The organism is Albimonas marina (genome assembly GCF_029223255.1).
GTDB lineage: Bacteria > Pseudomonadota > Alphaproteobacteria > Rhodobacterales > Rhodobacteraceae > Albimonas.
This window is the reverse complement of the sequence record NZ_JARHUC010000010.1, coordinates 62,817-88,360: the sequence shown is the minus strand read 5'-3', so window position 1 is coordinate 88,360 and position 25,544 is coordinate 62,817. Positions and strand designations below refer to the sequence as shown.

The window sequence follows — 25,544 nt, the reverse complement described above, 5'->3', positions numbered from 1 at the left end:
CCCGGACCCGATCCGGGGCCTCTCGCGGCCTGCAGCCGAGCGCCGGGCGCGCCGGTCCGCAGGCGGCCCCGGGTCAGGCCCGGGGCGCGCGCCCGACCCCCGGGCGGGGAGACCCGCCGCCGTCCGCCTCGTGGACCGGAAGGAAACGCGATGAAGATCGAAGACGTCTGCCGCCTCGCCCCCGTGGTCCCCGTGCTGATCGTCGAGGAGCTGGCCCATGCCGCGCCGCTCGCCAGGGCCCTCTCGGCCGGGGGGCTGAAGGCGCTGGAGGTGACCCTGCGCACCCCCTGCGCGCTGGACGCGATCCGCGCCATGGTCGACGCCGCCCCCGACGCGGTGGTCGGCGCCGGCACGCTGATGACCCCCGACGACGTCTACGCCGCCGTCGCGGCGGGGGCGCGGTTCGGCGTCTCGCCGGGCCTGTCGCACCGGGTGCTGGACGCGGCCGAGGACGCAGGCCTGCCGATGCTGCCGGGCGTCGCCACCCCCTCGGAGGCGATGTCGGGGATGGAGCGGGGGCTGACCCATCTGAAGTTCTTCCCAGCCGAGGCCAACGGCGGCGCGCCGGTGCTGAAGGCCTGGGCAAGCCCGCTCGCCGGCGTCTCCTTCTGCCCCACGGGGGGGATCGGGCTGGGCAATGCGCGCGACTACCTGGGCCTGCCCAACGTGGTCTGCGTGGGCGGCTCCTGGGTCGCGCCGGCGAAGGCGATGGCCGCGGGCGACTGGGCGGGGATCGAGGCGCTGGCGGCCGAGGCGGCGGCGCTGGGCTGAGCGGCGCGCGGACCGGGGGGCGTCACGCCCCCCGCGATACGCCTGTGACGCCCGCGAGACGCACCTGTAACGGCGGGGTGTAACGCTCCGCCGGTCCTGAAAAAACTTCTCCCACGATTTCAGCGCTCTGCGCCTCTGGCACGGGCCTTGCCATGCCTCCCTCCGACCCCGGAGACGGAGCAGGGCATGGCTGCGAGCACCGAGCATGGACGCAACGAGCGCAAGGAGGCGGCGGCGCGCGCCTACGTCAACGCGCTCTCGGTCGACTTCACGCTGGCCGAGTTCACGCTCGATTTCCTGCAGGCGCTGGGCGGTTCGAGCGTGCAGGAGGCCGCCGGCGCCCGGCTGGTGACCGCGCCCGCCAACATGCCCCTCTTCCGCGACGTGCTCTCCGCCGCCATCGCCGACTACGAGCGGCGCTACGGCGCGCTCCACCCCGCGCGGGAGGATCGCTGATGGCCGGCCTCGCCGCGATCCACCAGGCGGGCGAGAGCGTCGTGCAGCTTCTGCGCGCGCGCCGGGACCTGATGGCCGAGCAGGGCGTGCTGGGGCCGGTGCCGGCGGGGCTCGACATCTCCCAGGTGGGGACGGCGCGGCTGACCTCGGCCCAGCCTCCGAACGCGGGGCTGACGATCTGCTGCTACAGCGTCACGCGCTCCGAACAGCCCGTCGCCCGGCCGGCGGCGCGGGAGAAGGCCGACCGCGTCTCGATCGCCGTGGAGCTGGGATACCTGGTGGTCCCCTGGGCCTCCTCGGCGGCCGAGGAGCATGGCGTGCTCGCCTGGGCGATGCTGGAGCTGAGCCGCTATTCGCTGCTCGACCGCTCCCTGCTGAGCGGGGATGCGTGGGAGCGGGACGAGACGCTGCAGATCGTGCCCGAGAGCCTCGCCTCCGACGATCTGTTCCGCATCTGGTCGGCCTTGCAGCTGAGATACCGCCTCTCCGCCACCTTCCGCGCCCGGGTGATCCGCCTGAGCTACGGCCGGATCGAGACGGGCCCGCCGGTGGTCGCCACGCGCTTCGGCTTCGCCGACGCCGACCCCCTCACGGAGGGCTCCGGATGATCGCTTTCGAGCTCCTCGACCGTCGCCTGCTGGCCGCCCTGCGTTTCGTCGATGCGGTGGGCGCGCCCGTGACCTCGCCGGTCGAGGCGCGGGCCGAGGGGGTGGATCCCCGGGCGCTGGGCTGGGCGCGCAAGCGCGACGGCACGCTGCTGCTGCTGCGCGCCCCGGGGCTGGAGGGCCACGCCGCGGCCTTCGACGTCGTCCCCGGCGCGCCGGCGCCGGGGGAGGAGATCCTGACCCTCGACCTGCGCCCCGTCGACCCGGCCCTCGCCCCCCGCCGCGCCCGCATCGCCCTGCCGCGGGACCCGGACCCGGAGGCCGCCGGGAGCCTGATGGCGGCGGCCGAGATCCGCCTCGCCCCGGGCCAGACCGCCGCGGCGCAGGGGCTCGAGGCCTCGGTCCAGGTGCGGGTGCGCCATGCCGACGGCCGCGCGGTGGAGGGGGCGGTGGTGCGCGCCCGCGCCGGCGGGCCGCATCCCGAGGCGTTGGGGATCACCGGGCCTGCGGGCGAGGCGCTGGTGCGCCTGCCGGGCCTGCCCATCGCCTCGCCCGGGCCGGGCGCCACGGTGCTGGCGGACCTCGAGATCGAGCTCGACGCCGTGATCGACGTCTCCGCCGTGCGCCTGCACGCGGCGGCCGAGATCGCCGCCGCCCGAGCCGCCTACGCCGCCCGCCGCACGGGCTTCCCCGATCCCGACGCGATCCTCGCCGCCCTTCTGATCGCCGACCCCGGCGTCGAGACCGCCGCGACCGGGACCGTGGACCTGCGCCCGGGCCGACCGGCCGCCGCCACGCTGACCTGGACGCCCGCATGACGCCCGACCCCAAAGCCGATCCTGAAACCGAGACCCGCTGAGACCCGCAACCCCGAGGACGACGCCGAGGGCCACCCGCCCCGCCCGACCCGCTCACCGCCTGGAGGCGCCCGATGCCGGAATATCTCGCTCCTGCCGTCTACGTGGAAGAGACCAGCTTCCGCGCCAAGTCCATCGCGGGGGTCGGCACCTCGACCGCCGCCTTCGTCGGGCCCTGCGCCCGCGGTCCGATCAGCGCCGGCGCCACGCCCGTGACGCCGCCGCTGCTGACCTCGGTCTCGGATTTCGAGCGCTACTACGGCGGCCCGGACCCGTTGCGCATCGGGGGGAACCCGACGCCCAACTACCTCGCGCTCGCGGTGCAGGCGTTTTTCGCCAACGGCGGCGCGCGGCTCTATGTCGGGCGGGTCGCGGGGGCGGCGGCGGCGGCCCCGACCTCGGGGCCGATCGGGGCCGCGGACTCGGGCGTGTCGCTGACCGCGCGGGCCCCGGCCGGCGCCCGGATCGAGGGGAGCACGGTCAACTTCCGCGTGACCTTCGCCCAGGTCGAGACGGACTCGACCAAGGCCATCGCCCTGCGCAAGCCCGCGGGCACGATGGTGCGCATCGCGGACGAGTACTACGTGATCGGCACCTCGCCGATGCAGACCTCGGCCGCCAACACCAACGCCTTCGACAACCTCGCCGACGGGGGCGCGCTGCGGCTGGTGAGCCTCGCGGTCACTGTCGCGGACCCGACCGGCGTGGTGTGGGAGGCCGCCGACCTCGGCTTCCACAACCGCCATCCCCGCTACGTGGGCGCCGCGATGGGCGCGACGCCGCCCAACGCCGAGGATGCGCTGACCAACCCGGTGCGGCTGGACCTGGACCCCGCGGTGACCGCGGTGGGACTGCGCGTGGCGCTGTGCCAGGCCAGCGGGGCGGGGCGCACGGTGGGGCTGCTCAACGGCTCCGACGGGTCGGGGGCGCCGTCCTCGACCGCCTATGCCGAGGCGCTGACGACGCTGCTCGCGCTCGAGGACATCTCGATCATCGCGGCGCCGGGGGGGGCGGAGCTGGGCAACGGCGCCGCCATCAACCAGGCCCTGATCGCGGCGGCCGAGGCCCGGCGCTCCTACCGCATCGCGGTGCTGGAGACGGCGGCGAACCAGTCCATCGCGCAGGTGCGCGCCACCAAGAGCGCGATCGACAGCTCTCATGCCGCCCTCTACTACCCCTGGGTCACCATGGCGAACCCAGCGGCGGCGACCGACCCCCTGGCGCCGCGCCAGATCGACGTGCCCCCCGCGGGCGCCGTCTGCGGGATCTACGCGCGCACCGACATCGAGCGGGGCGTGTGGAAGGCCCCCGCGAACGAGACCGTCACCGGCGCCATCGGCCTGCAACGCCACGTCCGCTTCGGCGAGCAGGAGGTGCTGAACCCGCTGGGGATCAACTGCATCCGCGCGCTGCCCAACCGCGGCATCCGGGTGTGGGGGGCGCGCACGACGTCGTCGGACCCCGAGTGGAAGTACGTGCCGGTGCGCCGGTATTTCCTCTACCTCGAGGCCTCGATCGACCGCGGCACGCAATGGGCGGTGTTCGAGCCCAACGGCGAGCGTCTGTGGGACAACGTCCGCCAGACGGTGACCGACTTCCTCTACAACGAATGGGTCTCGGGCGCGCTCCTGGGCGCGACGCCTGCGGAGGCGTTCTTCGTGCGCTGCGGCCGGGACACCATGACCCAGAACGACATCGATAACGGGCGGCTCGTCTGCCTGGTCGGCGTGGCCGCCCTGAAGCCCGCCGAGTTCGTGATCTTCCGCATCGGCCAGAAGACGGCCGGCGCGGACGCCTGAGCAACAGGGGCAAAGGAGCTGAACGATGGCTGTTCGCGAGACGCCCTGGGCGGCGACCAACTTCCTGGTGAACATCGGCGACGGGCCGGACGAGAGCTCGGCGCTGGGCGGGTTCACCGACGTCTCGGGGCTGGGCACCGAGATCACCCTGATCGAGTACCGGCAGGGCAACGACAAGGAGAACCGGGTCAGGAAGCTGCCGGGGCTCCACAAGGTCTCGGACGTCACGCTCAAGCGGGGCGTGATGGGGCTGACCAACTTCTGGGACTGGGTGAAGGCGACCCGCACCAGCCCCAACACCGCGCGTCCCGTCCTGATCACCATGATGGACGAGATGCAGGAGCCGGTGCTGCGCTGGAAGCTGATCAACGCCCGCCCGATGAAGTGGACCGGCCCGACCTTCGCGGCCAAGGGCGGCTCGGACGTGGCGATGGAGGAGCTGGTCATCGCCGCCGAGGGCTTCGAGTGGGCGGACGTCTGATCCCATGCCGCGCCCGGGCGTCTTCTTCTCCCACACGCCTCCGCCCGCGCAGGGGCTGAGCGCGCGCGCCGACGTGGCGATGGTCGCGGGCCTGCTGGCGCGGCGCCCGGGCCCCGTGCCCGAGGCGCTGCTGGCGGCGCTGGAGGCGGCCGGCTGGGCCGGCGCGGGGCCCTTCGCCCGCAGCCCCGAGGCGGTCGAGGCGCTGCTCGACTGCCCCGTGGCGGTGGAGAGCTGGGACGAGTTCGACGCCCTCTTCGACTGGCGGGGGCGCACGCCCTCGCCCGGGGACGAACGTCCCGTTCCCAGCCCCACCGGCCTCGCCGTGCGCAGCTTCTTCGCGCAGGGCGGGCGGCGGGCCTGGATCGTGCGCACCGGCGACCCCCTCCCGGTCGTCGTGCCGGGAGAGGACGCGGCCTCCCACCGCGCGACGCGGGCGCTGCGCCTCTCCCTTCCCTTCGCGCAGGAGGCGGCGGCGGATTTCGTCCCCCTGCTGCCGGGTCTCGGGGGCGTGGGGCGCCCCGTCTCCGCCCAGGACCCGGCCACCTGGCGGGGCGCGGCGCACCTGCTGGGGATCGACGAGGCGGCGATGCTGCTGCTGCCGGACCTGCCGGAGCTCTGCGCCGGCCCGCCGGCGCCCGCCGCCGTGCTGCCCTCGCCGCCGCCCCCGCCCGAGGCCTTCCGCCCCTGCGGCCCGCTGGCGACGGACGAGGCGGCCACGCCCGCGCCGCTGCCGCTGTCGGCGCCGCGGCTCGACGCCGAGGGGTTCGCGCTCTGGGCCCGCGCCCTGCGCCACGCGCTGGCGCTGGCCGAGGCGCCGGGCGGCGCCCATCACCGCCGCGACGCGATCCTCATCGCCAGCCTGCCGCGCCCCGCCCCCGGCGCCGGCGAGGCGCTGGCCCCGCTGGAGACGCTGGCGGCGGTGGAGCCCATCGGCGACGGGACCTCGGCGCTGAGCGAGAGTTGGCTCGGCTCCCGCCGGCTTCAGCTCGCCTATCCGTGGATCGCGACGCCCGGCGCCGCCTCCGCGCCCGAGGGGCTGGAGGGGGCCGAGGGGATCGCGGCCGGGCTGATCGCCCGCTCGGCCCTGGCGCTGGGCGCGCATCGCTCGGCGGCGGGCAGGGGGGTGACGGGGGCGACCCGGCTCTCGCCCGAGCTCGGCTCCGGCGAACTGGCCCGCGGGCTGGCGCCGGGGGCCGCGGGGGGCGCCGACTGGGCGGGGGACCGGCTGACGCTGGTGGCCCGCGGCACCTCCGGCTTCAGGCTCGTCTCCGACGCCACCGCGGCCGTGGCGCGCGAGGGGCGGGCGGGGGGCGTCTCGCGCCTGATCGGCGTGATCGAGCGCGCGGCGCGCGAGCTGGGGCAGGCGCACCTGTTCGAGCCCTCCGGCGAGGCGCTGTGGGCCGAGACCCGCGCCGCCCTGACCGGCCTGATGGAGCGTCTGCGCGAGGCCGGCGCCTTCGCCGGCGCGCCGGGCGAGGCCTACACCGTGCGCTGCGGGCGGGACACGATGAGCCAGGCCGATCTCGACGCCGGCCGGGTGATCGCGGAGGTCAGCTTCCGCGCCGCCCAGCCGATCCAGCAGGTGCGGGTGACCCTCGCCCTCGGACGCGCGCGGGAGGCGCAGGGCTGATGCCGGTGATCGCCCCCTCCGGAGAGGACCGCTCGGTCCCCCTCCACGCTTTCGCCTTCCACGTCAGCTTCGACCTGCCGGCCTTCGCGCGGATCGACAAGCCGCTGCTGGGGGGCTTCACCGACGTCACCGGGCTGGAGGCCTCGATGGAGGCGCGCGCGATCCCGGCCGGGGGGCGCAACTACGGGCCGGTGCAGAGGGCGGGGCCGGTGACCTTCTCGACCGTGGTGCTCAAGCGCGGCGTGGTCGAGAGCCGGCACCTTTGGCAGTGGTTCGCGGCCTTCGCCGGCGCCCCGCCCGCGCCGGGCGCGAGCGGCGACGCCGCCGCGGCCAACGGGGCCTGGGGGATGCGGGGGGACGTCACCGTCACGATGCTGCGCGGGGCCGAGCCGGTCTTCGGCTGGGTGCTGCGGCGCGCAATGCCGGTGAAGTTCCGCGCCGGCGACCTGAACGCCCAGTCCGGGGAGCTCGCGGTCGAGGAGCTGCACCTCGCCCACGAGGGCCTCGAGATGGAGGTCGCGTCATGACCGACCTCGCCGTGGGCAAGTTCCGCAACCTCGACGGCGGCGCCGAGCAGGCGGTGGATTTCAACCCCGCCACGCTGAAGGTGAGCCTGACCAACAAGCTCCAGGACGGGGGCGAGGGGGGCGACGGCAACGCGGCGCAGCACACCCGCTCGACCACCGCGAAGCTGGAGATGGAGCTGGTCTTCGACTCGACCGAGACCGGCGCCGACGTGCGCGACCGCACCGGCCCGATCAAGACCATGGCGCTGGTCGCCGTCGACGCGCCGACCCAGCCGCCCCGCGTCTCCTTCACCTGGGGGCGGTTCCTGTTCAACGGCGTGATCGAGAGCCTCAACGAGACGCTGGAGTTCTGGTCGGCCGAGGGCGTGCCCCTGCGCGCGGCCCTGCAGGTGGTGATGCAGCAGGTCGGCGAGGCGGAGATCGGCGACCAGGTCGCCCCCGGCGCGCCCGAGCGCGCGGCGGTGCGCGCGGCGCCCGAGGGCGGCTTCGGCGCGGCGCAGGTGGCGACCGACGCGGGCGACCCCGGCGCGGGGCGCAAGGTGGCCGCGGACAACGGGCTGGAGAACATGCGCATGCCCACGGGCGGCGCGCTGGGCGTGGGCGGGGGCGTGACCCTGCGCGCGGCGGCGGGCTTCCAGGCCTCGGCCTCGGCCTCGGTCGGGGCGGGCGTCTCGGCGGGCTTCGGCGCCTCGGCCGGCGCGGGCATCGGCGGCGGGGCGGGCTTCGGCGCCTCCGCCGGGGCGGGGTTCGGCGCAGGCGCGGGCGGCGGATTCGGCGCCTCTGCCACCGCGGGCGTCAGCTTCGGCGCCGGCGCCCGCGCCTCGGGCGGCGTCTCCGGCGGCTTCGGCGGCGGGGCCGGCGCGGGGATCGGCGGAGGACTCGGGGGCGGCATCGGCGGCGGGGTGAGCGGTGGAATCGGCGGCGGACTATCCGGCGGCGTCGGCGGCGGGCTCTCCGGCGGGATCGGCGGTGGGTTTTCGGCCGGCGGGGCCGTGGGCGGGGGCTTCGGGGCCGCGTCCTCGGTCGGGGCCGGGTTCGGGGCGTCGGCCTCGGCGGGGACCTCGGCCTCGGCGGGGGCGTTCTCGGGCCTGGGCGGCTCGCGCACCCCGGTCGCCGCGGCGCTCGACCCCTCGCGGCTGCTGCCGCCGGCGCCCTCCGGGGGGACCAGTTTCGACGTGACGGGGCGCGCGGTCGCCGGCGGCTCGGCGGGGCTGACGGCGGGGGTCCGCCGCTCGGTCACCTTCTCGACGACGAAAGGATAGGCGATGCCGGTGATCATCGACGAGGTGCAGGTGGAGGCCGCCGCCCAGATGCGCGGCGAGGGCGAGGGCGCGCCGCGCGCCTCCTCCGCCCCGGCGCCCCGGCCCCTGTCGCGCCACGCGCTGCGCGAGATGCTCCGGCGCGAGGATCACCGCCGCGCCAGGCTGGAGGCGGACTGAGCCATGCCCCGCGACGAGGTCCTGCTCAACGCCCGCCCCACCGTCCGCATCCGCGGGCTTGAGATGCCGGTGCTCGACCGCGCGATCCTGTCGATGATGGCGCGCGAGCAGGCGGGGGGCCTGTCGAGCCTGGAGCTGACGCTGCTGGACTGGAGCTCGGCCCCGGACGGGCGCGCGGGCTTCGCGGCGGCGGGATCGGAGAACCCGCTCAAGCTGGGCGCCCCGATCGAGATCTATTGCGGCGACGTCCGCTCGCCCCAGCAGGTCTTCGCCGGGCGGATCACGGCGCTGGAGGCCGAGGCCCCGCGCCACGGCCCGCCGCGCATGACGGTGCTGGCCGAGGACGCGCTCTTCGCCGCGCGCCGCGTGCGCCGTCGGCGGCTGTTCGAGGACGCCTCCCCCGCCGACGTGGTGCGCGTGATCGCCGAGGATCATGGCCTGACGCCGGAGATCCGCGACGGGCTCGACGTCCCGCTCGCCACCTGGGCGCAGGTGGACGAGAGCGACCTGTCGTTCCTGCGCCGGGTCCTCGCCTCGGTCGACGCGGACGCGCAGGCGGTGGCCGAGGCGCTGCAGGCCGGGCCCCGCGCCCGCGACCGGCGCACGGAGGTGGAGCTGGTCTATCCGCGCGACCTGCTGCAGGCGCGGATCACCGCCGACCTCGCCCGCCAGACGGCGCTGACCACCGCCGCGGGCTTCGATCCGCTGACCGGCGAGGCGGTGCGCGCCGAGTCCGCCGACCCTGAGCTGGGCCCGGGGCAGGGGCGCGAGGCCGCCGACATCCTGCGCGCCGAGTTCGAGGCCTGGGAGGGGCACCTGGGCGACCTCGGCGCCGTCAGCCAGGCCGAGGCCGACGCCGCCGCCCGCGCCGCCCAGGGGGCTAGCGCGCGGGGCTTCGTGATCGCCGACGGGATCGCGCAGGGGGACCCGGCGATCCGCGTCGGCTCCCGCCTCGCGCTCGTGGGCGTCAACCCGATGTTCGAGAACGCCTATTGCGTGACCTCGGCCATCCACCGCTTCGACCGGGAGGACGGATACGTGACCGAGTTCATCGCCGAATGCGCGTACCTGGGGGCCGGGGCATGAGCTTCCAGCAGGCCATATCGCTCGCCCAGGCCCGCGCCGCGCAGCCGCGGCTCGCGCAGGTGGTCTCGGTCGACGACCCCGAGGGGCTGGCGCGGGTGCAGGTGCGCCTGCTGGGCGCCGACCCCGACGGCGGGGCCGAGAGCTGGGCGCGCGTCGCCGTGCCCTTCGCCGGGAACGACCGCGGCGCCTTCCTGATCCCCGACGTGGGCGACGAGGTGCTGGTGGTCTTCGCCGGCGGCGACCTGCGCGCGCCCATCGTGGTCGGCAGCCTGTGGAACGGCGCCGACCTGCCCCCCGACGAGGTCTCGGGCTCGGTCGACCGCTGGTCCTTCACCGGCAAGGCCGGCACCCGCGTGGCGATAATGGAGGACCGCGCGGGCGCCGAGCGGGTGGAGATCGAGACGCCCGGCGGCGCCAAGGCCACGATCACCGACGAGGGCGGCGGCAAGGCGGTGATCCGCGCGGGCGGGGCGACGGTGACGCTGCGCCCCTCCGGCGTCAGCGTCGAGACGGGGGCGCAGGTGACCATCGACGCCTCGGCGGTGTCGATCTCGACCTCGATGATGAGCGTCGATTGTCCTTACGTGAACTTCTCGGGGCTAGTGAACTGCCAGACGCTGATGACGACCTCGGTGGTCTCGTCCAGCTACACCCCCGGCGCGGGGAACATCTGGTGATCCGGGCCGAGGCCCCCGCCGCGCGCCGCCAGGCGCGCGAGGCCAGGCGCGTCGCCCGCGCCTCGGGCCGGGCCGCGCGGCGCGCGCGGGAGGCCGAGCGCCCCCCCGCGCCGCCCCACGCCACCGTCCTGCGCCCGCTGGGCGGGGGGGAGGCCAACCTGATCGTGGACGTGGCGGAGGCCGACTTCCTGCCCGCGCTGATGGCCGACCTCATGGCCGACGACTGGCGCGCGCGGATCGAGGCCCGCCGCGCCACGCGTCGGGGCCGCCGGGACGGGTTGATGGAGCTGTCGCAGCCGCTGCACCGCCGCTTCCACCTGGTGCTGCTGGAGGCCGTGTGTCGCGAGCCGGGCTTTCCGCGCGTGGACCCCGCGAAGCTGGTGGGGCTCGGGCTGGTGATCCGCCGCGAGAGCCGCGACGGTCCCCGCGCCTGGATGCGCGAGAACGGCATGGGCCGCGGCTGGCTGGCGGTGGGGGCCGCCGCCGAGCTCGACCCCGATCCCGCCTCCGAGGCCGCGGTGCAGCCCGAGGGCGCGCCCCGCGCCGCCCGCGCGCTGGAGCGCCTGCTGGCCGAACGCCGCGGGACCGCCCGGCGCCTGTCCGAGGACGTGGCCCCCCTCTTCGTCGCCCCGCCCGAGGTCTGCGCCGCCCGCCGGCGCACCATCCTCTACGGCCTGGTCCCGGTGACCAGCGCCGAGACCACCGCCGCGCCCCCGCCGCTGGAGGACCTGCCGGCCGCCGAGGACCGGGGACTGACCAACCATTTCTCGGTCTATCTCAAGAAGCGCTCCGCGCGGTCGCTGCCCCGCGCGGGCCAGGCGCTCGACCCCGAATGGGCACCGCTGGAGCTGTCGGCGGCGACGGGCGACGACCGCAAGCTCTACCGCCTCGCGGTGCTGCTGCGGCAGCTGGGGAGCGAGCTGGGCGCCTTCGGCCCGGGCGAGGACGCCGCCCGCCTTCGCGCCAAGCTCGACGAGCTGCGGCTGCCGGTGCGCATCGACCGCTTCGGGCACGTCCTCGCCTCGATGGGCGCCGCCGACTGGTGCGCGCAGGCGGCGGGGATCCTGGTGGGGGCCGAGCCCAACGCCTCGGGCCTGACCATGCCGTATCGCTGGCCCGAGGTGAGCCAGGAGATGGAGGACGAGCTCCTCGCCCTCGCCCGCGCCTGCCTGACCGCCCGCTTCGCCGAGATCGCGCCCGAGCGGCCCAAGTTCGACGACGACGACGCGCAGTACCGCGTGCGCGCCTTCTGCCGGCTGAGCGGGCACGACCATTGCCCGCCCAGGCTGATCTGGAGCCCGGTCTCCGAGCCGTTCCGGATCCGGCCGTGGTGGGACTCCGACGCGCCGCCCACCCGCGTCTCGCTGCCCGACATCGCGCAGGCGCGCCAGGTTAAGCCCGGCGTCGCCTTCGCCATGCCGCCGGCGCTGGCGAACCTGCTGCAGTCGGACATGAAGAAGCTCAAGGACGGGGAGAAGTCGGGCGGCGGCAGCATGGAGATCGGGTGGCTGTGCTGCTTCTCGATCCCGATCATCACGATCTGCGCCTTCATCGTGCTCAACATCTTCCTGAGCCTGTTCAACATCATCTTCCAGTGGCTGCTGTGGATCCGCATCTGCCTGCCGTTCCCCAAGCCGAGGAGCGACGGATGAGCGGCCCGCGTCCCACCCTCTCGCGGCCCGTGGGTCCGCGCCCCTCGATCGGCTGGCCGCTGATGCCCGTCCCGGACGAGACCGGGGCGCTGGGCTGGCCGGACCTCGACGCCTCCGTGCGCCAGTCGATCGAGATGATCCTGCGCGTCACGCCGGGCGAGCGGCTGATGCGCCCGGCCTTCGGCGCGGGGCTGGAGGCGCTGATCGACCAGCCCAACACGCTCGAGACCCGGGCCCGCGCGCAGGCCGCCGTCATCGAGGCCCTGCGCCGGCACGAGCCGCGGATCCTGCTGGACGACGTCGCCGTCGATCCCGGCGCGGACGAGCGGGAGCTTCTGATCACCCTCAGCTATCGCCTGCGGCCCACGGGAACGCCCGTGCGGCTGACGGCGCGCGCGCCCGTCGGAGGAGCCTGATGCCGATCCGTCCCCCCGCCCTCGACGACCGCGGCTTCGACGATCTCGTCGCCGACCTGCTGCGCCGGATCCCCGCCCACACGCCCGAGTGGACCCACGCGCGGGAGGGCGATCCCGGCCGGGTGATGATCGACCTGTTCGCGTGGCTCGCGGACACGATCCTCTACCGCGCCAACCTGATCCCCGAGCGCCAGCGCCTGGCCTTCCTGCGCCTGCTGGGGGCGGGGCTGCGCCCGGCGGCGCCGGCCTCCGGCCTGCTGGCGCTGTCGCTGGAGGACCGCGCGGCCACGGCGCCGGCGCTGGTGCCCGCCGGTCCGATCGCCGAGAAGCCCGTGCCCTTCGCCGCGCGGGCCGAGACGCTGGTCCACGCGGTCTCGGCGATGTGCGTGCTCAAGCGCCGCCCCGACGCGGACGAGCAGGCCGCGCTCGACGAGGTGCTGCCGGACCTCCAGGAGCTCTACGGCCTCGCCACCCGACCCTCGGGCTACGTCTCGACGCCGGTGTTCCAGGAGGGGGCGGGCGCGCGGGACGTGGCGGGAGAGACGACCGACGGGGCGCTGTGGATCGCGCTGCTGGCGGCCTCGCCCGCGCCCACGCATCTCGACGCCGTGCGCCATGAGCTGGGGGGCGGGGCGGAGGCGCCGCGCCGCGCGATCTCGGTCGGGCTCGCGCCCGTGCCGACGCCGCCGGGTCCGCTGGAGGAGGTGGGGCCGGGCCGCCGCATCCCCCATCGGTGGGAGATCACCACGCCCGACGGTGGGCGGCTGCCGCTGGAGGTGCTGTCGGACGGGACCTCGGCGCTGCGCAGGACCGGGGTGATCCGGCTGCTGCTGCCGGGCGCCGACGACATCGGGGCGCCGACGAACGACGTTCTCTCCGATCACCAGGCGGGGGTGGGCGACCGCCCGCCGCGTCTCGACGACGAGGACGCGGCCGCGCGGCTGGTGTGCTGGCTGAAGATGACGCCCGACCCCGCCCTGCGCCTGACCTCCCTGCCGCTCGCCTGGGCGGGGATCAACGCGGTGGAGATCGAGCAGCTGCGCGCCCATGGTCGACGCACCCTGGGGCAGGGGACCGGCGCCTCGGACCTGGAGCTGTCGCTGGGCGCGACCTCGGTCGAGCCGGCCACCCTGCGCATCGAGGTGGAGGAGGAGGAGGGGATGCGCCCCTGGCGGCAGGTCCCCGACGTGGGCTCGGCCCCCGCCGGCGCCCGGGTCTATGCGCTGGACGCCGAGGCCGGGACGATCCGCTTCGGCGGCGGGACCCGCGGCCTCGCCCCCGCCGCCGGGCGGCAGGTGCAGGCGGCCTTCATGCGCTCGGGCGGCGGCGCGGCGGGCAACCTGCCGGCGGGCGCGATCTCGGCCGTGACGCGTCCCGCCGGCGCCCCGCGGGTGAAGGCGGTCCAGCCGCTGCCCACGCTGGGCGGGGCCGAGGCCGAGAGCCTGGCGGAGGCGGAGCGGCGGCTGCCCGCCGTGCTGCGCCATTCGGACCGGGCGGTGACGGCGTCGGACTACCGCGAGCTGGCGCTCGCCACCCCCGGCGCGGGCATCGGGCGGGTGGAGGTGCTGGAGCGCTTCGATCCCAACGACCGCTTCGTCTCGGCGCCCGGCGCGGTCTCGGTGATGGCGATCCCGGCGCGGGCGGGGCTCGAGGCGCCCGCGCCCCGCGCCGACCGCCCGACGCTGGAGGCGGTGCACGACTGGCTGGACGCGCGCCGGCCGCTGGCGACGCAGCTGTTCGTGGTGGGGGCGGACTACGTGCCCATCGGCGTCTCGGCCGCGGTGGAGCTTGCGGACGGCGAGAACCGCGAGGCGGTGCTCGACGCCGTCTCGACCGCCATCCGCGCGCATCTGTGGGCGCTGGCGCCGGGCGGGCCGGACGGGCGCGGCTGGCCGCTGGGCCGCGCGCTCGACGACCGGGAGATCGAGGTGGCCGTGGGCCGGGTGGCGGGCGTGCGCGCCGTGGCGCCCGCGCGGCTCTTCGTGAAGGACCCCGCCGCCGGCGGCGCCTGGCGGCCGGTTCCCGAGGACGCGACCGGACGCGCGCGCCTGCGGCTGGAGCGCTGGCAGCTGCCCGAACTGGCGATGCTGGCGGTGGCGGAGGGGGACGCGGCCTCGACCACGCTGCCGCCGGCGGCCTCCTCGGGCGACGACTCGATCGCCGTGCCCGTCGTGCCGGAGCTGTGCTGATGGGAGGGCCCGCCCCATGGACGTGAACGGCCTGCGCGCCTGGCCCCTGATGGACCGCCGCGCCCTGGGCTTTGTGCGCGAGGGCGAGGACGCGCCGCGCGACGTGGCCTGGGACGCGCCGGGCGCCTCCGCCTGCGCGGGCCTGCGGCTGGCGCGCCGGCAGGCGGCGCCGGCGCTGGACGAGAACGGGCCCTGGGCGCGCAGCCAGGCCGCGCGGCCGGCGCCGGTCTGCGATCCCGCCGGCTCCTGGGCCTGGTGGGACGGCTCGGCGTTGCATGCCGGCGGCTTCCGCCCCGGCGCCGCCCCCATCCCCCTGCCGCCCGAGATCCCGCCGGGCGCCGAGCAGCCCCAGGACCTCGCCTTCGGCACCGACGACGTCCTTTATGTCGCGCGCAACGGCGCGGTGACCCTGGTCGACCGGCGCGAGCGCTGGGCGCCCGCCCGCGTGGCCCACCCCGACTTCGCCGCACGCAAGCTGGCGCCGGCCGCGGGCGGCGGGGTCTGGGCGCTGGACCGCGGCCGGGGGCAGGTGGCGCGGCTGCTGGGGCGGCCGCTGCGCACCTCTGGCGCGCGGCCCGAGCCCTCGGACGAGGTCTTCCAGCCGGTCGAGCCCAATCCCGATCCGCCCCGCCTGGTCCCGCTGCCCGAAGCGGTGCTGCCGCCGGGCCGGGAGGCCGCGCTGATCGCGGGCTCCGCCGGCGGGCGGCTGGCGCTGATCGCCTGGCGCGACGGGGGCCGGCCCGCGGAGCTGTGGGAGCTGGTCGAGGGCCGCCTGGTCCTGCGCTTCGCGCTGGAGGGGGTGCGCCGCCCGTTCTCGATCGCCTGGATCGGGGAGGGGGCGGTGGCGGCGATGGTCTCCGAGGGGGAGGCGGTCGCGCCGCAGGCCCTGGTCTACGAGATCGACGCCGCCGCGGCCTCGCCGGGTCTCGCCCGGCCGCTGGGGGCGGTGCACCGGGTGCTGCGGCCGTTCCGCACCGCCTTCTGCAACGCGCTCGACGCGACGCCGCGCTACCTGGCGGGGCCGCCGGGCGGGGACGGGCCGGAGGCGCTGCGCGCCCTGCGCCCGCTCTCCTTCGCGAGCTTCGCGCGGCGCGGAAGCATCCGGCCCGGCGCGCTGGACGGGGGCGAGGCGGGCTTCGTGTGGCACCGCGCGGCCTTCGAGGCGGAGGTTCCCGACGGGACCGGCGCGATCCTGTGGGCGCTCGCCTCCGACGACCCCACGCCGCCGCCCCTGCCGGGCGCGGCGGGCGCGCCGGTCTGGGCGCCGCATCTGGTGGGGCGGGCCGGCGCCGGGGAGGTTCCCGCCGACGCGCCGCGGGCCGCCCCGACCGCGCGCGCCTCCGAGCCGGACTACCACCCTGGCGCGCTGGAGGACGGGGCGCCCCATACGCTGCTGCTCCAGCACGCGGGGCGGGTGGTGCGGCGGCTGGCGGGGCGGTTCCTGCACCTGCACGTCGAGCTTCTGGGCGACGGCCGCGCGTCCCCGCGCCTCGCCTCCCTGCGCGTCCATGGCGGGCGGTTCAGCTACCGCGACCGCTACCTCCCCGCGATGTTCCACGAGACGCTGTCGGGCGCCGAGGCCGCCGCCCCCGGCCCCGCCACGCCCCCCGATTTCATGGAGCGTCTGCTCGCCCTCTTCGAATCCCGCTTCACCGAGATCGAGGACCGGATCGCCGCCGCCTGGCTGCTGACCGATCCGGGCGCGACCCCCGACGACGCGCTGCCCTGGCTCGCGAGCTGGGTGGGCATCCCCGAGATCCCGGGCGAGGCGCCCGCCCGCCTGCGGGAGCGTCTGAAGGCCGCCCCCTGGACCGCCCGCCTGCACGGGACCGCCGGCGGCGTGCTGGCGGCGCTGGAGCTCGCGACCGGCGGCGTCACGGTGACCGGCGCGCCCGTCGACCGGCTGGACGAGGCGCCCGCCCCCGGGTCCCTGGCGCTCGCCCGCGACGGGGAGGCGGCGTACCGGGTGCTGACCCTCGGCCTCGCCGATCCGCGTAACGGGGGGGAGGCCGCGTTCCTGTTCGGGGGCGCGGTGACGGGGGGCGAGATCGTGATGGTCGAGGGCTTCCGCCTGCGCCGCACCTTCGCGACGATCCTCGGCGCCGACCTGAGCGACCGCGACAATCCCCTGACGCTGGGGGGCGAGCCCTCGGGCAACTCCATCGTCGGGGACACGCTGATCCTCGGGGAGCGGCGCGCCCGCCGCCTGCTGAACGCGCTGACCGCCACCACCCCGCGCGGGCGGCGGCAGGTGGAGGCGTTCCTCGACCGGCTCGCCCATCGCGCGCTGGTGCTGGTGCGCGAGAGCGCCTCGACCCGCGACCTCGAGCGGCTGGAGGAGGTCGCCCGCGCCGCCGCCCCCGCCCATGTCGAGATCGAGGTGATGCGCGCCGACCGCCCGCTGCGGGTCGCCGTCGCCTCGCTGGTGGGGATCGACACCTATCTCGCCGCGCCGCAGGGGCCGAGGCCCGCGCGGCTCGACCGGCGCACGCATCTCGCGGATGGGGACCAGGTCTGGGGCTTCGGGCGGCTCGACGCCCGGGCCGAGGGGCCGGCGCCGCGGCCGCCCGTCGCCGTGCTCGACGGCCCCGCCTTCGTGGGCGCGGGGCGGGAGTTCCTGCTCTCGTCCGCCCGCTCCACCGCCTTCGGCGGGCGCGACGTCGCCCGCAGCATCTTCCTCTGGGACTGAAGGAGACCCCCCCATGCCCGTGTTCAAGCCCAACGAGCCGATCGTGCAGAAGGAGACGGACGTGCTGGTGGAATCCACCGGCGCCTCGGCCCTGCCCATCGGGCGCCACCGCTTCCGGCTGGTGGTGGTGGACGAGGCGGGCAACGCCTCCGCCCCCGCCTTCCTCGAGGTGATCGTGCAGGACGACGCGGCCCCGACCGCGGTGCTCGACATCCGCGACGTCGAGGGGGTGCGGATCGAGCCGGTGGTGGGGTTCGGATCGAACTTCATCCTCTCGGGCGCCCGGTCGACCGACCAGCCGGAGGGCGGCTCGGGCGTGGCCGAGTACCGCTTCACCCTGGTCGAGGCCTGAGCCCGATGGTCGAGCTCGTCCCCGGCAAGACCCTGGCGCAGAAGGCGCCCGACCTGCTGGTCGAGAACAAGCTGGCGATCGGCCGCTGGCGGTTCCGGCTGGTGGTGGTCGACGGCGCCGGGAACGCGAGCAGGCCGGTCGAGCTGGTGGTGCAGGTGGCCGACGACCCCGCGCCCCTGATCGACGCGCGGCTGCGCGCGCTGCTGGTGGACGACGTCTCGACCGACCTGACCCGAACCGACCTGCGGCTGACCGACGCCGGCCTGCTGCGCCGCCTGTGACGCGGCCCTGACGCGGAGGATGCGATGAGCCTGGACGATCCCCTGGTCCCCTCCGACCCGCTGGAGGGCGCCCCCGCCGCCGAGCGGGTGAACTACGAGACCGGCGTGCTGCTGGACGCGGCCGATTTCCGCGACGAGCAGACCTATCACCGCGGCCGCCTCGCCGCCGCGCTGCGCGCCCTGCACGGCTACGGCACGCTGGCGGGCCTGCGGGTCCGCGCGCCGGAGGCGGGCGACGGAGAGCTGGAATTGCGGGTGGAGCCGGGCCTCGCGCTCGACCGCGCGGGGCGGCTGATGGAGCTGGCGGCGCCCTGGTGCATCCGCCTCGCGCGCTGGTTCGAGGGGCAGGAGACGGCGGTTCTGCGCTCGATCCTGCACGCCCCCCCGCGGGCGCCGCTGGACCCGTGCGTGGTGGTGGACGTGTTCATCTCGGCGCGCAGCTGCGCCGCCGGGCTGACCCCCAGCTTCGCCTCGGGGCCCTTCGAGGGGCGCGACGCGACCACGCCCGCGCGGCTGGCCGAGACCCCGCGCCTGACCCTCGTGCCGCGGGCGGAGGGCGGGCCGGACCCGATCCCCGCGCCGCGGAACTTCTGGCCCGCGCCCGACGCCACGGCGGAGGAGCGGCTGGAGGCCGTGCTCGCCGCCTGGTCGCCGCCCGGCGTCCCCCCGCCCCTGCGCGAGCACGTGGGGGGCGAGGATCCGACCGCCGCGCTGCTCGCGCGGGTCGCGATCCCGGTGACGGTGGGGCCCGAGCCGGGCGCGCGCCCGCAGCTCGACCTGACCCTGCGCACGCAGGTGGACAATTCGCTCCGCCCCTTCATCGCCCTGCCGGGGCGGTGGCAGGGGGCGGCGCTCGACACGTCGGCCCTGATCGAGCCGTGAAGGAGGACGCGCCATGGCGGACCTGACGAAGGCCGGAGCCCGCACCCTGATCGAGGCCGCCGAGGCGCGCGAGATCGCGCGGCTGGCCCGCCCCGACGACCCCGACCTGGTGGAGCGCGGGCGGATCGAGGATGCGCTGGGCGAGGGGGCGCTGGTGCTCGACGGGCTGCGCGCGCGCCCGCGCTGGTTCGACGGGCGGTTCCTGACCGGGGCCGACCTGACCCGCGACCAGGACTACGTCCGCCAGCGCCAGGCCGACCTCGCCCGCGCCTCGGGGACCGGGGTGACGGAGGGGCTGGAGGTCTCGGCCGCCTCGGACGCGCGCGGGGCGGGGCTGGCGATCGAGCCGGGCCACGGGATCACCCCCGCAGGCGAGCTGGTGATGATCGAGACGCGGCGCGAGATCGCGCTGCTGGACCTGGGCGAGACGCGCCGGCTGAACGCCGTCCTCGGCCTGAACCTGGAGCCGCGCCAGCCGCTGGGCCGCCGCTCGGGCCTGTTCATCCTCGGCCTGCGGCCGGTGGAGTGGACGGCGAACGAGATCGCGGCCTACCCGACCTCGATCGGCGGGCGGCGCCGGGTCGAGGACGGCGACGTGATCGAGGCGACCGCGATCACGCTGGTTCCCTGGCGGCTGGGGGAGAGCGCGGGCCTCGCCGACGCCCGCCGGATGGCGGCGCGGGAGATCTTCCTGGGCGAGCCGGCGGGGATGCCGCAGGACATCCTGCCGCTCGCCATGGTGGCGCTGGATCGCGGCTCGCTGCGCTGGATCGACATGGCGATGGTGCGCCGGGAGACGGGCGCCGACACCCCCCTCCAGGTCAGCCTCGGCGCCCGGCCCCGCGCGCTGGCCGAAGCGTTCCTCGTCCAGCATCGCGACCACCTGGCGGACGTGATGACCGCGCGGGCGGAGGCGGGGCGCGGCGGGGCCTTCGCCGCCTCCCAGTCCTTCGCGGCGCTGCCGCCGGCGGGGCCGATGCCGGCCTCGGGCGTGGTGGCGATGGCGGACGGGTTCCGGCAGCTGTGGTTCCCCGCCGAGGTCGACGTGACGCTCGCCTTCGCGCCGGAGGACGAGCTGGCCGCCATCGCCGAGGAGAGCCTCGCCCTGCCGCCCCTCGACCTCGCGACCGAGGGGGCGCTGGACGGGGTGGGGGTGACGGTGATCGCCCCCGTCTCCCGCGCGCGCCTCGCGCGGTTCGAGGCGGCGCTGGCGGGGCTGTCGGTGAAGGCCGCGCCGGGGGCGGAGCTCGCCGGGACGCGCAATCCGGCCGACGGGCTCTCGGCCCTGCTGGGCAAGCGCGCGCGGCGGCGGGCGCCGGAGGGCCCCGCGCCCGATGGGCTGACGGCGGCGGAACGCGCCGAGCTCGACGCCTGGATCGCCGCCTGGGAGGAGGCGCTGGGCGCCCTGCCGACGGCCGGGGGCGCCGCGCCGACGCTGTGGTACGTCCGCCGCCGCGCGGTCCCGCGGGAAGCGGCGCTGACCGGCGTCGCCGTGCCCGTCGCCGGCGACGACGCCCGCGCCGACGCCGCGGTCCGCGAGCGGGCCGAGGCGCTGGGGCTGCTGGAGCGGCTGGAGGCGGTGGCCGAGGTCTCGACCTCCGCCGCCCGCGCCCGGATCGCGGCGTTCCTCTCGGCCCCCGCGATGATCGCGAGCGCGCCGCTGACCGCCGAGGCGGTGATCCTGCTCGAGGCCGCGGCGCCGGAGAGCGGGGGCGGGGACGGCGGCGGCGGCACGGTGGAGACGCCGCCCATCGTCGACATCCCCACCAGCCTGCGCGCGGCGAGCGGCGGCGCCAGCCTCGCGAGCCGGATCGACGCGCTGGCGGCGCTCCGGGCCGGCTCGACGGGCGTGATGCCGGGGGACGCGACTGACTTCCTGCGTCGCCGGGAGCTGTCGTCGAGCGATCCGCGCGCGCTGGTTCCCGCCGGCTCCGACCCGATGGAGCTGCGCCGCGCCACGCTGACCGCGCGCACCGGGGTCGAGCGCATCGCCGTCTCGCGCATCCTGGCGGCGGCGGAGGGGGACGACGGCCCCTCGGTCCTGACCGAGGCGGACGTGCTGGACGTGGCGGCGGACTTCGATCTCGCGGACCTCGGGCTGGGGCTCGCGCGGCTGGAGGGGGCGATGGACGCGCCGCTCGCCGAGGCCGACGCCGCCTGGATCGGGGAGGCGGGCCGCGCGCTCGACCTCGACCGGCTGGGGCTGCGGCTGGAGGGGGAGGCGCTGGCGCAGGCGGCGGCGGGCGTCGCCAAGGCCGCGCAGACCCGCAACGCCGACAGCCTGGGCAAGATCATCGACGAGGCCCTGTGACGACCCGATCCGCCGAGGAGGGCGAGCGATGCGCGTGACCCGAACCCTGGACGAGCCGCTGCGCGACGAGCATGTGCTGGCCGCCGACCCGCCGCTGGCGCCCGTGGCCGACACCTGGCGGCGGCGGATCAACGCCTTCCCCGGCCGGGCGCTGGGCCACCGGGCGCTGAGCGCCGAGCAGGCGGTCAACGCCGGCGTGCAGCGCCTGCGGGGCCGCTCGGTCGCCGCGGGGGTGATCGAGGGGCTGGAGGCCGCGCCCGAGGTCTCGGCGCTGGGGGCCGCGCCTCCCGAGGCCTGGCTGCGGCTGGCGGCGGGCTCGGGGCTCGCGCGCTCGGGCGAGGATCTGCGCCTGCCCGCCGACCGGCGGATCGCGCTGGGCTCGCTGCCGATCTGGGCGCGGGCGGACCTGCTGGACGCCATCGCCGCGGGCGATCCCGCGCCGGCGCCGCCCGCGCCGGGCGCGCCCGACCCCGCCTTCCCCGGCCTGCGCCCCCTGCTGCCGCGGCGCATGGGCCCGGCGCTGGCCGAGGCGCTGGCGGCGCCCGCGGCCGAGGCGCTGCCCCGCGCCGCGGTGCTGGTGCTGGAGCCGACGACGGTCGCGATCCTCGCCGACGCCGCGCGCGACTGCCCCCCGGATCCGCGCGACGATCCCTACGACGACCTGCAGCTGATCGACGGCGCCCGGCTGGCGCTGGCCTTCTGGCCGGCGGAGATGCTGGCGGGCGACGGCGGGGCGGACTACGGCCCCGTGCCCGCGGGGGCGCTGAAGCGCAACGCGCTCGCCCACCGCGTCTTCGCGATGGAGCGGCGCCTGGGCCCGCGCGGCGCCCACCCGTGGGAGGGGCTGGGCCTGCCGCTCGCCCTGGTCGGCTTCGCCCCCGACTGGACGCTGGAATTCGTCGACCGCGCCGCGGTGCGCCGCATGGGCGGCGCGCCGATCCCGCGCACCCAGGTCGCCGAAGGGCAGGGGAGCGCGACCCTGTGGCAGGCGCAGGTCGCCCAGTTCGCCGAACACCTCGCCGACCTGCCGGAGCTGACGGCCGAAGCCTTCGCCGCCGCCTTCCGCACCCTCCCCCCCGTGGGCGGCCTGCCGCGCGACGCGATCGACGTGGCCACCCGGCGGCGCAGCCTGTTCCCCGCGACCGCCCGGATCTCGCTGCGCCCCGCGCCGCTGGAGGAGGTGGGCCTCGCGGTGGACGAGAGCGCGCCGCTCGCCCCCCTGCGCCTCGACCGGGCCGAGACGGTGGAGCTGCTCGCCCCCGTCCCCGCCGCGGTCTACGAGCCGCGGCTCTTCGAGATCGAGGCGGTGGATCCCGCCTTCGCCGCCGCGATCCGGCGGATCGAGCGGGACCGCGCCCACTGGCTCGCCCGGCGCGAATACGTGCGCGCCCGGCGGGAGCGGCTGGCGGCCGCCATCGCCGGCAAGACCCCGGGCTGGGACGAGGCCGCCTCGCCGCCCGAGGAGATGGCGACCGCGGCCGGGCCGCTCGCCGGCGTCCGCATCCGCCGGGTGGCCGCGGGGCCCGAGGAGCAGGGGCACCTCTACCGCGACGCGCCCCGCACAGAGCGTCTGTCCGCCGGCGACCGCCTGTTCGCCTGGGTCCGCGTCGGGGCGGCGGGCGACCAGGCGGCGCTGGGCGTGGCGCTGCGCGCCTACAATCACGAGGGGGCGCTGGGCTGGGGCTGGGGCGATCCCGAGGGGCTGTTCTTCACCGCCCAGACCCCCGGCTTCCGGGCCGGCGCGCTGCCGCCGCAGGGCGTGTGGACGCGCATCGAGGCGCCGTTCTCGGTCCTGGGCGCGGCGCGGAACTTCGACCTCGACCACGTGGTGGTCGGGGGCCTCGCCTTCCGCCAGTCCGCGGGCACGGCGGTGGAGTGGGGGCCCGTGGGTACGATCTCCCCCTCCGGCCGGATCGCCTACTGGCTGCGCGACGCCACGCCCTTCGGCGCGGTCGAGGAATGGGTGGACGGGAACGAGGCGTGGGAGTGGACCGACCTGCCCCCCGTGAGCGGGGAGGAGGGCTTCGGCGTCGAGGCGGGCACCGTGCAGGAGATCGAGGCGCTGATCGGCCGCTGGCCGCAGGGCTACCTCGCCGACGAGTTCGCGGTGCTGCGCGAGCAGGGGCTCGACGCCTTCCTCGACCTGATGAAGTCGCGCATCGACCGCACCAACGACCGCGTCGACCTGGGCTTCGTGCGGGCGAGGGCGGACATCTACCGCCTGCGGCGCTTCATGCTGGGGGGCGACGCGGCGGCGAAGCTGGTGACCTCGCCGGCGCTGGCTGACCTCGCCACGCGGGAGGAGGGGGCGCGGGCCACCTCGGAGAACCTGTCGGCCTTCCTCAAGGCCGCCTACGTGGCGAGCCCGGAGCGCGACCCCGACGATCCGCTCAGCCGGCTGCCGGTGGCCGACGATCCGGTGATCGGCGTCACGGCCGGGGCGACGGCGGGCGCGACGGGGGGAACCCCAACCGCGGGGCGCATGGCGCTGGCCTCGGGGACCAGCCTCTCGGCGCTGTCGGCGGGGGGGCTGACGGGCTTCGGCTCGCGGAGCGACTTCACCTTCGCCGGGGACTTTTCCTTCGCGGACCGGGAGCTGTTCGTGCGCGAGAGCACGGTCAGCCTCGCGGGGCTGGAGGCCAACTTCGCCGCCTACGACTTCGGGACCGACGACGTGCTCGACCAGCGGCCGATGCCGGGCACGGTGGAGCGCACCGCCACGGTCGCCGAGCGGCTGGAGACGGCCCCGGCGGTGGAGGCGCAGGAATACGCCTCGGCCGGGAAGATCGAGGCGCTGGGCGTCGTCGGCGCCCTGATCGGCGGCGGCGCCGCGCGCGAGGGCGTGGCGCTGGGCGACCTCGAGGCGCCGGGCTGGGTCGCCGCCGACGGCGAGGGGACGCCGAGCCTGGCCGAGGTGCTCGAAAGCCCGACCGCCTTCCGCGACCGGGACGCGGTGGCGGGGCGGCACGAGGCCTCGTATTTCGCGGCCGGCGCGGCCTCGATCGACTCCACCGTCTCGCTGCTGCGGCTGATCGAGGGGCGGGTCGCGATCTACCGGCGGGTCCTGGGCGACGCGGGCGCGGTGCGCAAGACGGTGCGCGCGATGGTGGGGCGGGCCGACGCGCGCCTGCGCGAGATCGACGTCGAGGTCGCCGAGGCGCGCCACGACGCCGCCGTCGCCGCCGCCCTGCTGGCCGAGGAAACCGCTCGCGTCGCGGCGGTGAACGCCCGCCGCGCCGCGGTGATCGACCGGCACGTCGAGGGCTTCGTCTTCCGCCGCCCCCGTCGCGCGCCGCTGGTGCGGGAGGTTCCCGTGGCCGCCGTCTCGCCGGCCGCGACCCGGGTGCGGGACCTGGTCTGCCCCCCCGACGACGGCGAGGCGCCCGAGGAGATCCGCGACTACGTGGCCCTGCTGGCCGAGACGCCGGCGGGCTGGTGGAAGGTGGGCGCGGCCGAGATCGCCCGGCTCGACCGCCTGCAGGCCGCGCGCGAGGCGCTGGCGCTGGTGCAGGCGCGCGCCGCCCTGCCGATGGCCGCGGCGCGGGCCGGGGGGCTGGCGGCGCAGGAGACGCCGGGGGGGTGGGCGGTGAAGCGCTCGCTCGCCGCGCGGCGCTCGGCGGCGGAGGCGCGGCGGGCGTCCGCGGCCGGGATCGACCGGGCGGCGGCGGCGAAGCTCGATCTGGCGGCCGCGCGCGCCACGCTGCTGGCGCGGGCGGCGCTCGCGGACCTCGCACAGTCGGCGCTGCGCCGCGCGGCGCTGGCCCGGCGCGTGGCCGAGGAGGTCGAGCGCGTGGGCGACGCCGCCGCCTGCCTGCACGCGGGCTTCGCGCAGGCCGCGCCGGCCGTGCGCCTCGCCTGGGCGCAGGCGCTGAGCGCCTTCGACGATCCCGCGCCGATGGCCGATCTCTCGACCCTGCCGGACTGGGGCCGCCTGCCGCTGGAGCTGCGCCGGGCGCTGCAGGACGTGGTCGACTGGCTCTACGCCCGGCTGGTCCCGGGCGAGGCGGCGGCGCGGGCGGCGATGGACGACCTGGTGCGGATCTGCGCCCTGACCGCGTCGCTGGCGCCGGCGGGGGCGCTGGTGCCCGCGCGGCTGGTCTCCGCCGCCCCGGCGCGGCCGGGGGCGACGCTGCTGCTGTCGGTGGACGTGAGCCGGGTGCGCGCGGGCATGACCGCGGTGATGCGCGACGCGGGCGGGATCGAGATCGTGCGCGCGACGGTGATGGACCTGAGCGACGGCGCGGCCCGCGCGCAGGTGGTGCGCGTGGCGCGCGGCGCGCCCGCCTCCCTCGCCGCCGGCGGACGGGTGGAGCTGATGGCGGAGGGGGCGAGGTGAGCCGCCGCCGGGACGGCGCCGCGCAGGGCGCAGGCGGGCGGCCGCCTCCGGCCGGACGGGAGGCGGCGCGCCCGGTCTTCGGCGGCGCGCGGGACTCGGCGCGGGGCC

General features: G+C 77.1%; 21 protein-coding genes. All 21 read left to right on the top strand.

The window, feature by feature from the left end:
• Window positions 1–150: 150 nt before the first annotated feature.
• The 21 genes from eda (at window position 151) to P2H44_RS22900 (ending at window position 25,436) form a co-directional block, all read left to right on the top strand.
• Window positions 151–771, top strand: coding sequence for a bifunctional 4-hydroxy-2-oxoglutarate aldolase/2-dehydro-3-deoxy-phosphogluconate aldolase (gene eda / locus P2H44_RS23000; protein WP_275767435.1), 621 nt, complete (start codon window positions 151–153; stop codon window positions 769–771).
• A 186-nt stretch (window positions 772–957) separates the two neighbouring features.
• Window positions 958–1,227, top strand: coding sequence for a DUF3467 domain-containing protein (locus P2H44_RS22995; protein WP_275767433.1), 270 nt, complete (start codon window positions 958–960; stop codon window positions 1,225–1,227).
• Entirely contained in the window at window positions 1,227–1,835 is a 609-nt protein-coding gene (locus P2H44_RS22990; protein WP_275767431.1) for a Pvc16 family protein, read from the top strand. Before P2H44_RS22995 ends, P2H44_RS22990 begins: the two co-directional genes overlap by 1 nt.
• Window positions 1,832–2,650 (top strand): hypothetical protein, encoded by an 819-nt coding sequence (locus tag P2H44_RS22985; protein WP_275767429.1) that lies wholly within the window; start codon window positions 1,832–1,834, stop codon window positions 2,648–2,650. The genes P2H44_RS22990 and P2H44_RS22985 overlap by 4 nt, the downstream gene beginning before the upstream one ends.
• Window positions 2,651–2,763: 113 nt before the next feature.
• Entirely contained in the window at window positions 2,764–4,488 is a 1,725-nt protein-coding gene (locus P2H44_RS22980) for a phage tail sheath subtilisin-like domain-containing protein (RefSeq protein WP_275767427.1), read from the top strand.
• 25 nt (window positions 4,489–4,513) lie between these two features.
• Entirely contained in the window at window positions 4,514–4,969 is a 456-nt protein-coding gene (locus P2H44_RS22975) for a phage tail protein (RefSeq protein WP_275767425.1), read from the top strand.
• Between the two features lie 4 nt (window positions 4,970–4,973).
• Window positions 4,974–6,599, top strand: coding sequence for a hypothetical protein (locus P2H44_RS22970; RefSeq protein ID WP_275767423.1), 1,626 nt, complete (start codon window positions 4,974–4,976; stop codon window positions 6,597–6,599).
• Window positions 6,599–7,126 carry a phage tail protein gene (locus P2H44_RS22965; protein WP_275767421.1) on the top strand — a complete coding sequence of 176 codons (528 nt, stop codon included), beginning with the start codon at window positions 6,599–6,601 and terminating at the stop codon, window positions 7,124–7,126. Before P2H44_RS22970 ends, P2H44_RS22965 begins: the two co-directional genes overlap by 1 nt.
• Window positions 7,123–8,388: a CIS tube protein gene (locus tag P2H44_RS22960; RefSeq protein WP_275767419.1), complete on the top strand. Its 1,266-nt coding sequence runs from the start codon at window positions 7,123–7,125 to the stop codon at window positions 8,386–8,388. The genes P2H44_RS22965 and P2H44_RS22960 overlap by 4 nt, the downstream gene beginning before the upstream one ends.
• A 3-nt stretch (window positions 8,389–8,391) precedes the next feature.
• Window positions 8,392–8,565 (top strand): hypothetical protein, encoded by a 174-nt coding sequence (locus P2H44_RS22955; RefSeq protein WP_275767417.1) that lies wholly within the window; start codon window positions 8,392–8,394, stop codon window positions 8,563–8,565.
• 3 nt (window positions 8,566–8,568) lie between these two features.
• Complete coding sequence (locus tag P2H44_RS22950; RefSeq protein ID WP_275767415.1) at window positions 8,569–9,651, top strand: phage late control D family protein; 1,083 nt, start codon at window positions 8,569–8,571, stop codon at window positions 9,649–9,651.
• Complete coding sequence (locus tag P2H44_RS22945; RefSeq protein WP_275767414.1) at window positions 9,648–10,328, top strand: phage baseplate assembly protein V; 681 nt, start codon at window positions 9,648–9,650, stop codon at window positions 10,326–10,328. Before P2H44_RS22950 ends, P2H44_RS22945 begins: the two co-directional genes overlap by 4 nt.
• Window positions 10,325–11,980, top strand: coding sequence for a hypothetical protein (locus P2H44_RS22940; RefSeq protein WP_275767412.1), 1,656 nt, complete (start codon window positions 10,325–10,327; stop codon window positions 11,978–11,980). The genes P2H44_RS22945 and P2H44_RS22940 overlap by 4 nt, the downstream gene beginning before the upstream one ends.
• A complete protein-coding gene (locus tag P2H44_RS22935; RefSeq protein WP_275767410.1) occupies window positions 11,977–12,396 on the top strand; it encodes a GPW/gp25 family protein in 420 nt (139 codons plus the stop codon). The genes P2H44_RS22940 and P2H44_RS22935 overlap by 4 nt, the downstream gene beginning before the upstream one ends.
• Window positions 12,396–14,585 carry a putative baseplate assembly protein gene (locus P2H44_RS22930; RefSeq protein ID WP_275767408.1) on the top strand — a complete coding sequence of 730 codons (2,190 nt, stop codon included), beginning with the start codon at window positions 12,396–12,398 and terminating at the stop codon, window positions 14,583–14,585. Before P2H44_RS22935 ends, P2H44_RS22930 begins: the two co-directional genes overlap by 1 nt.
• Before the next feature lie 16 nt (window positions 14,586–14,601).
• A complete protein-coding gene (locus tag P2H44_RS22925; RefSeq protein ID WP_275767406.1) occupies window positions 14,602–17,274 on the top strand; it encodes a phage tail protein in 2,673 nt (890 codons plus the stop codon).
• Between the two features lie 13 nt (window positions 17,275–17,287).
• Complete coding sequence (locus P2H44_RS22920; RefSeq protein WP_275767404.1) at window positions 17,288–17,626, top strand: hypothetical protein; 339 nt, start codon at window positions 17,288–17,290, stop codon at window positions 17,624–17,626.
• 5 nt (window positions 17,627–17,631) lie between these two features.
• The gene (locus P2H44_RS22915; RefSeq protein ID WP_275767402.1) at window positions 17,632–17,907 is read left to right on the top strand and encodes a hypothetical protein; all 276 of its coding nucleotides are present in this window, start codon (window positions 17,632–17,634) and stop codon (window positions 17,905–17,907) included.
• Window positions 17,908–17,931: 24 nt separating this feature from the next.
• A complete protein-coding gene (locus P2H44_RS22910) occupies window positions 17,932–18,789 on the top strand; it encodes a hypothetical protein (RefSeq protein ID WP_275767400.1) in 858 nt (285 codons plus the stop codon).
• A gap of 13 nt (window positions 18,790–18,802) precedes the next feature.
• On the top strand, window positions 18,803–21,100 hold the full coding sequence (locus P2H44_RS22905) for a hypothetical protein (protein ID WP_275767398.1): 2,298 nt from the start codon (window positions 18,803–18,805) through the stop codon (window positions 21,098–21,100).
• Window positions 21,101–21,128: 28 nt separating this feature from the next.
• A complete protein-coding gene (locus P2H44_RS22900) occupies window positions 21,129–25,436 on the top strand; it encodes a hypothetical protein (RefSeq protein WP_275767397.1) in 4,308 nt (1,435 codons plus the stop codon).
• Window positions 25,437–25,544: the final 108 nt, after the last annotated feature.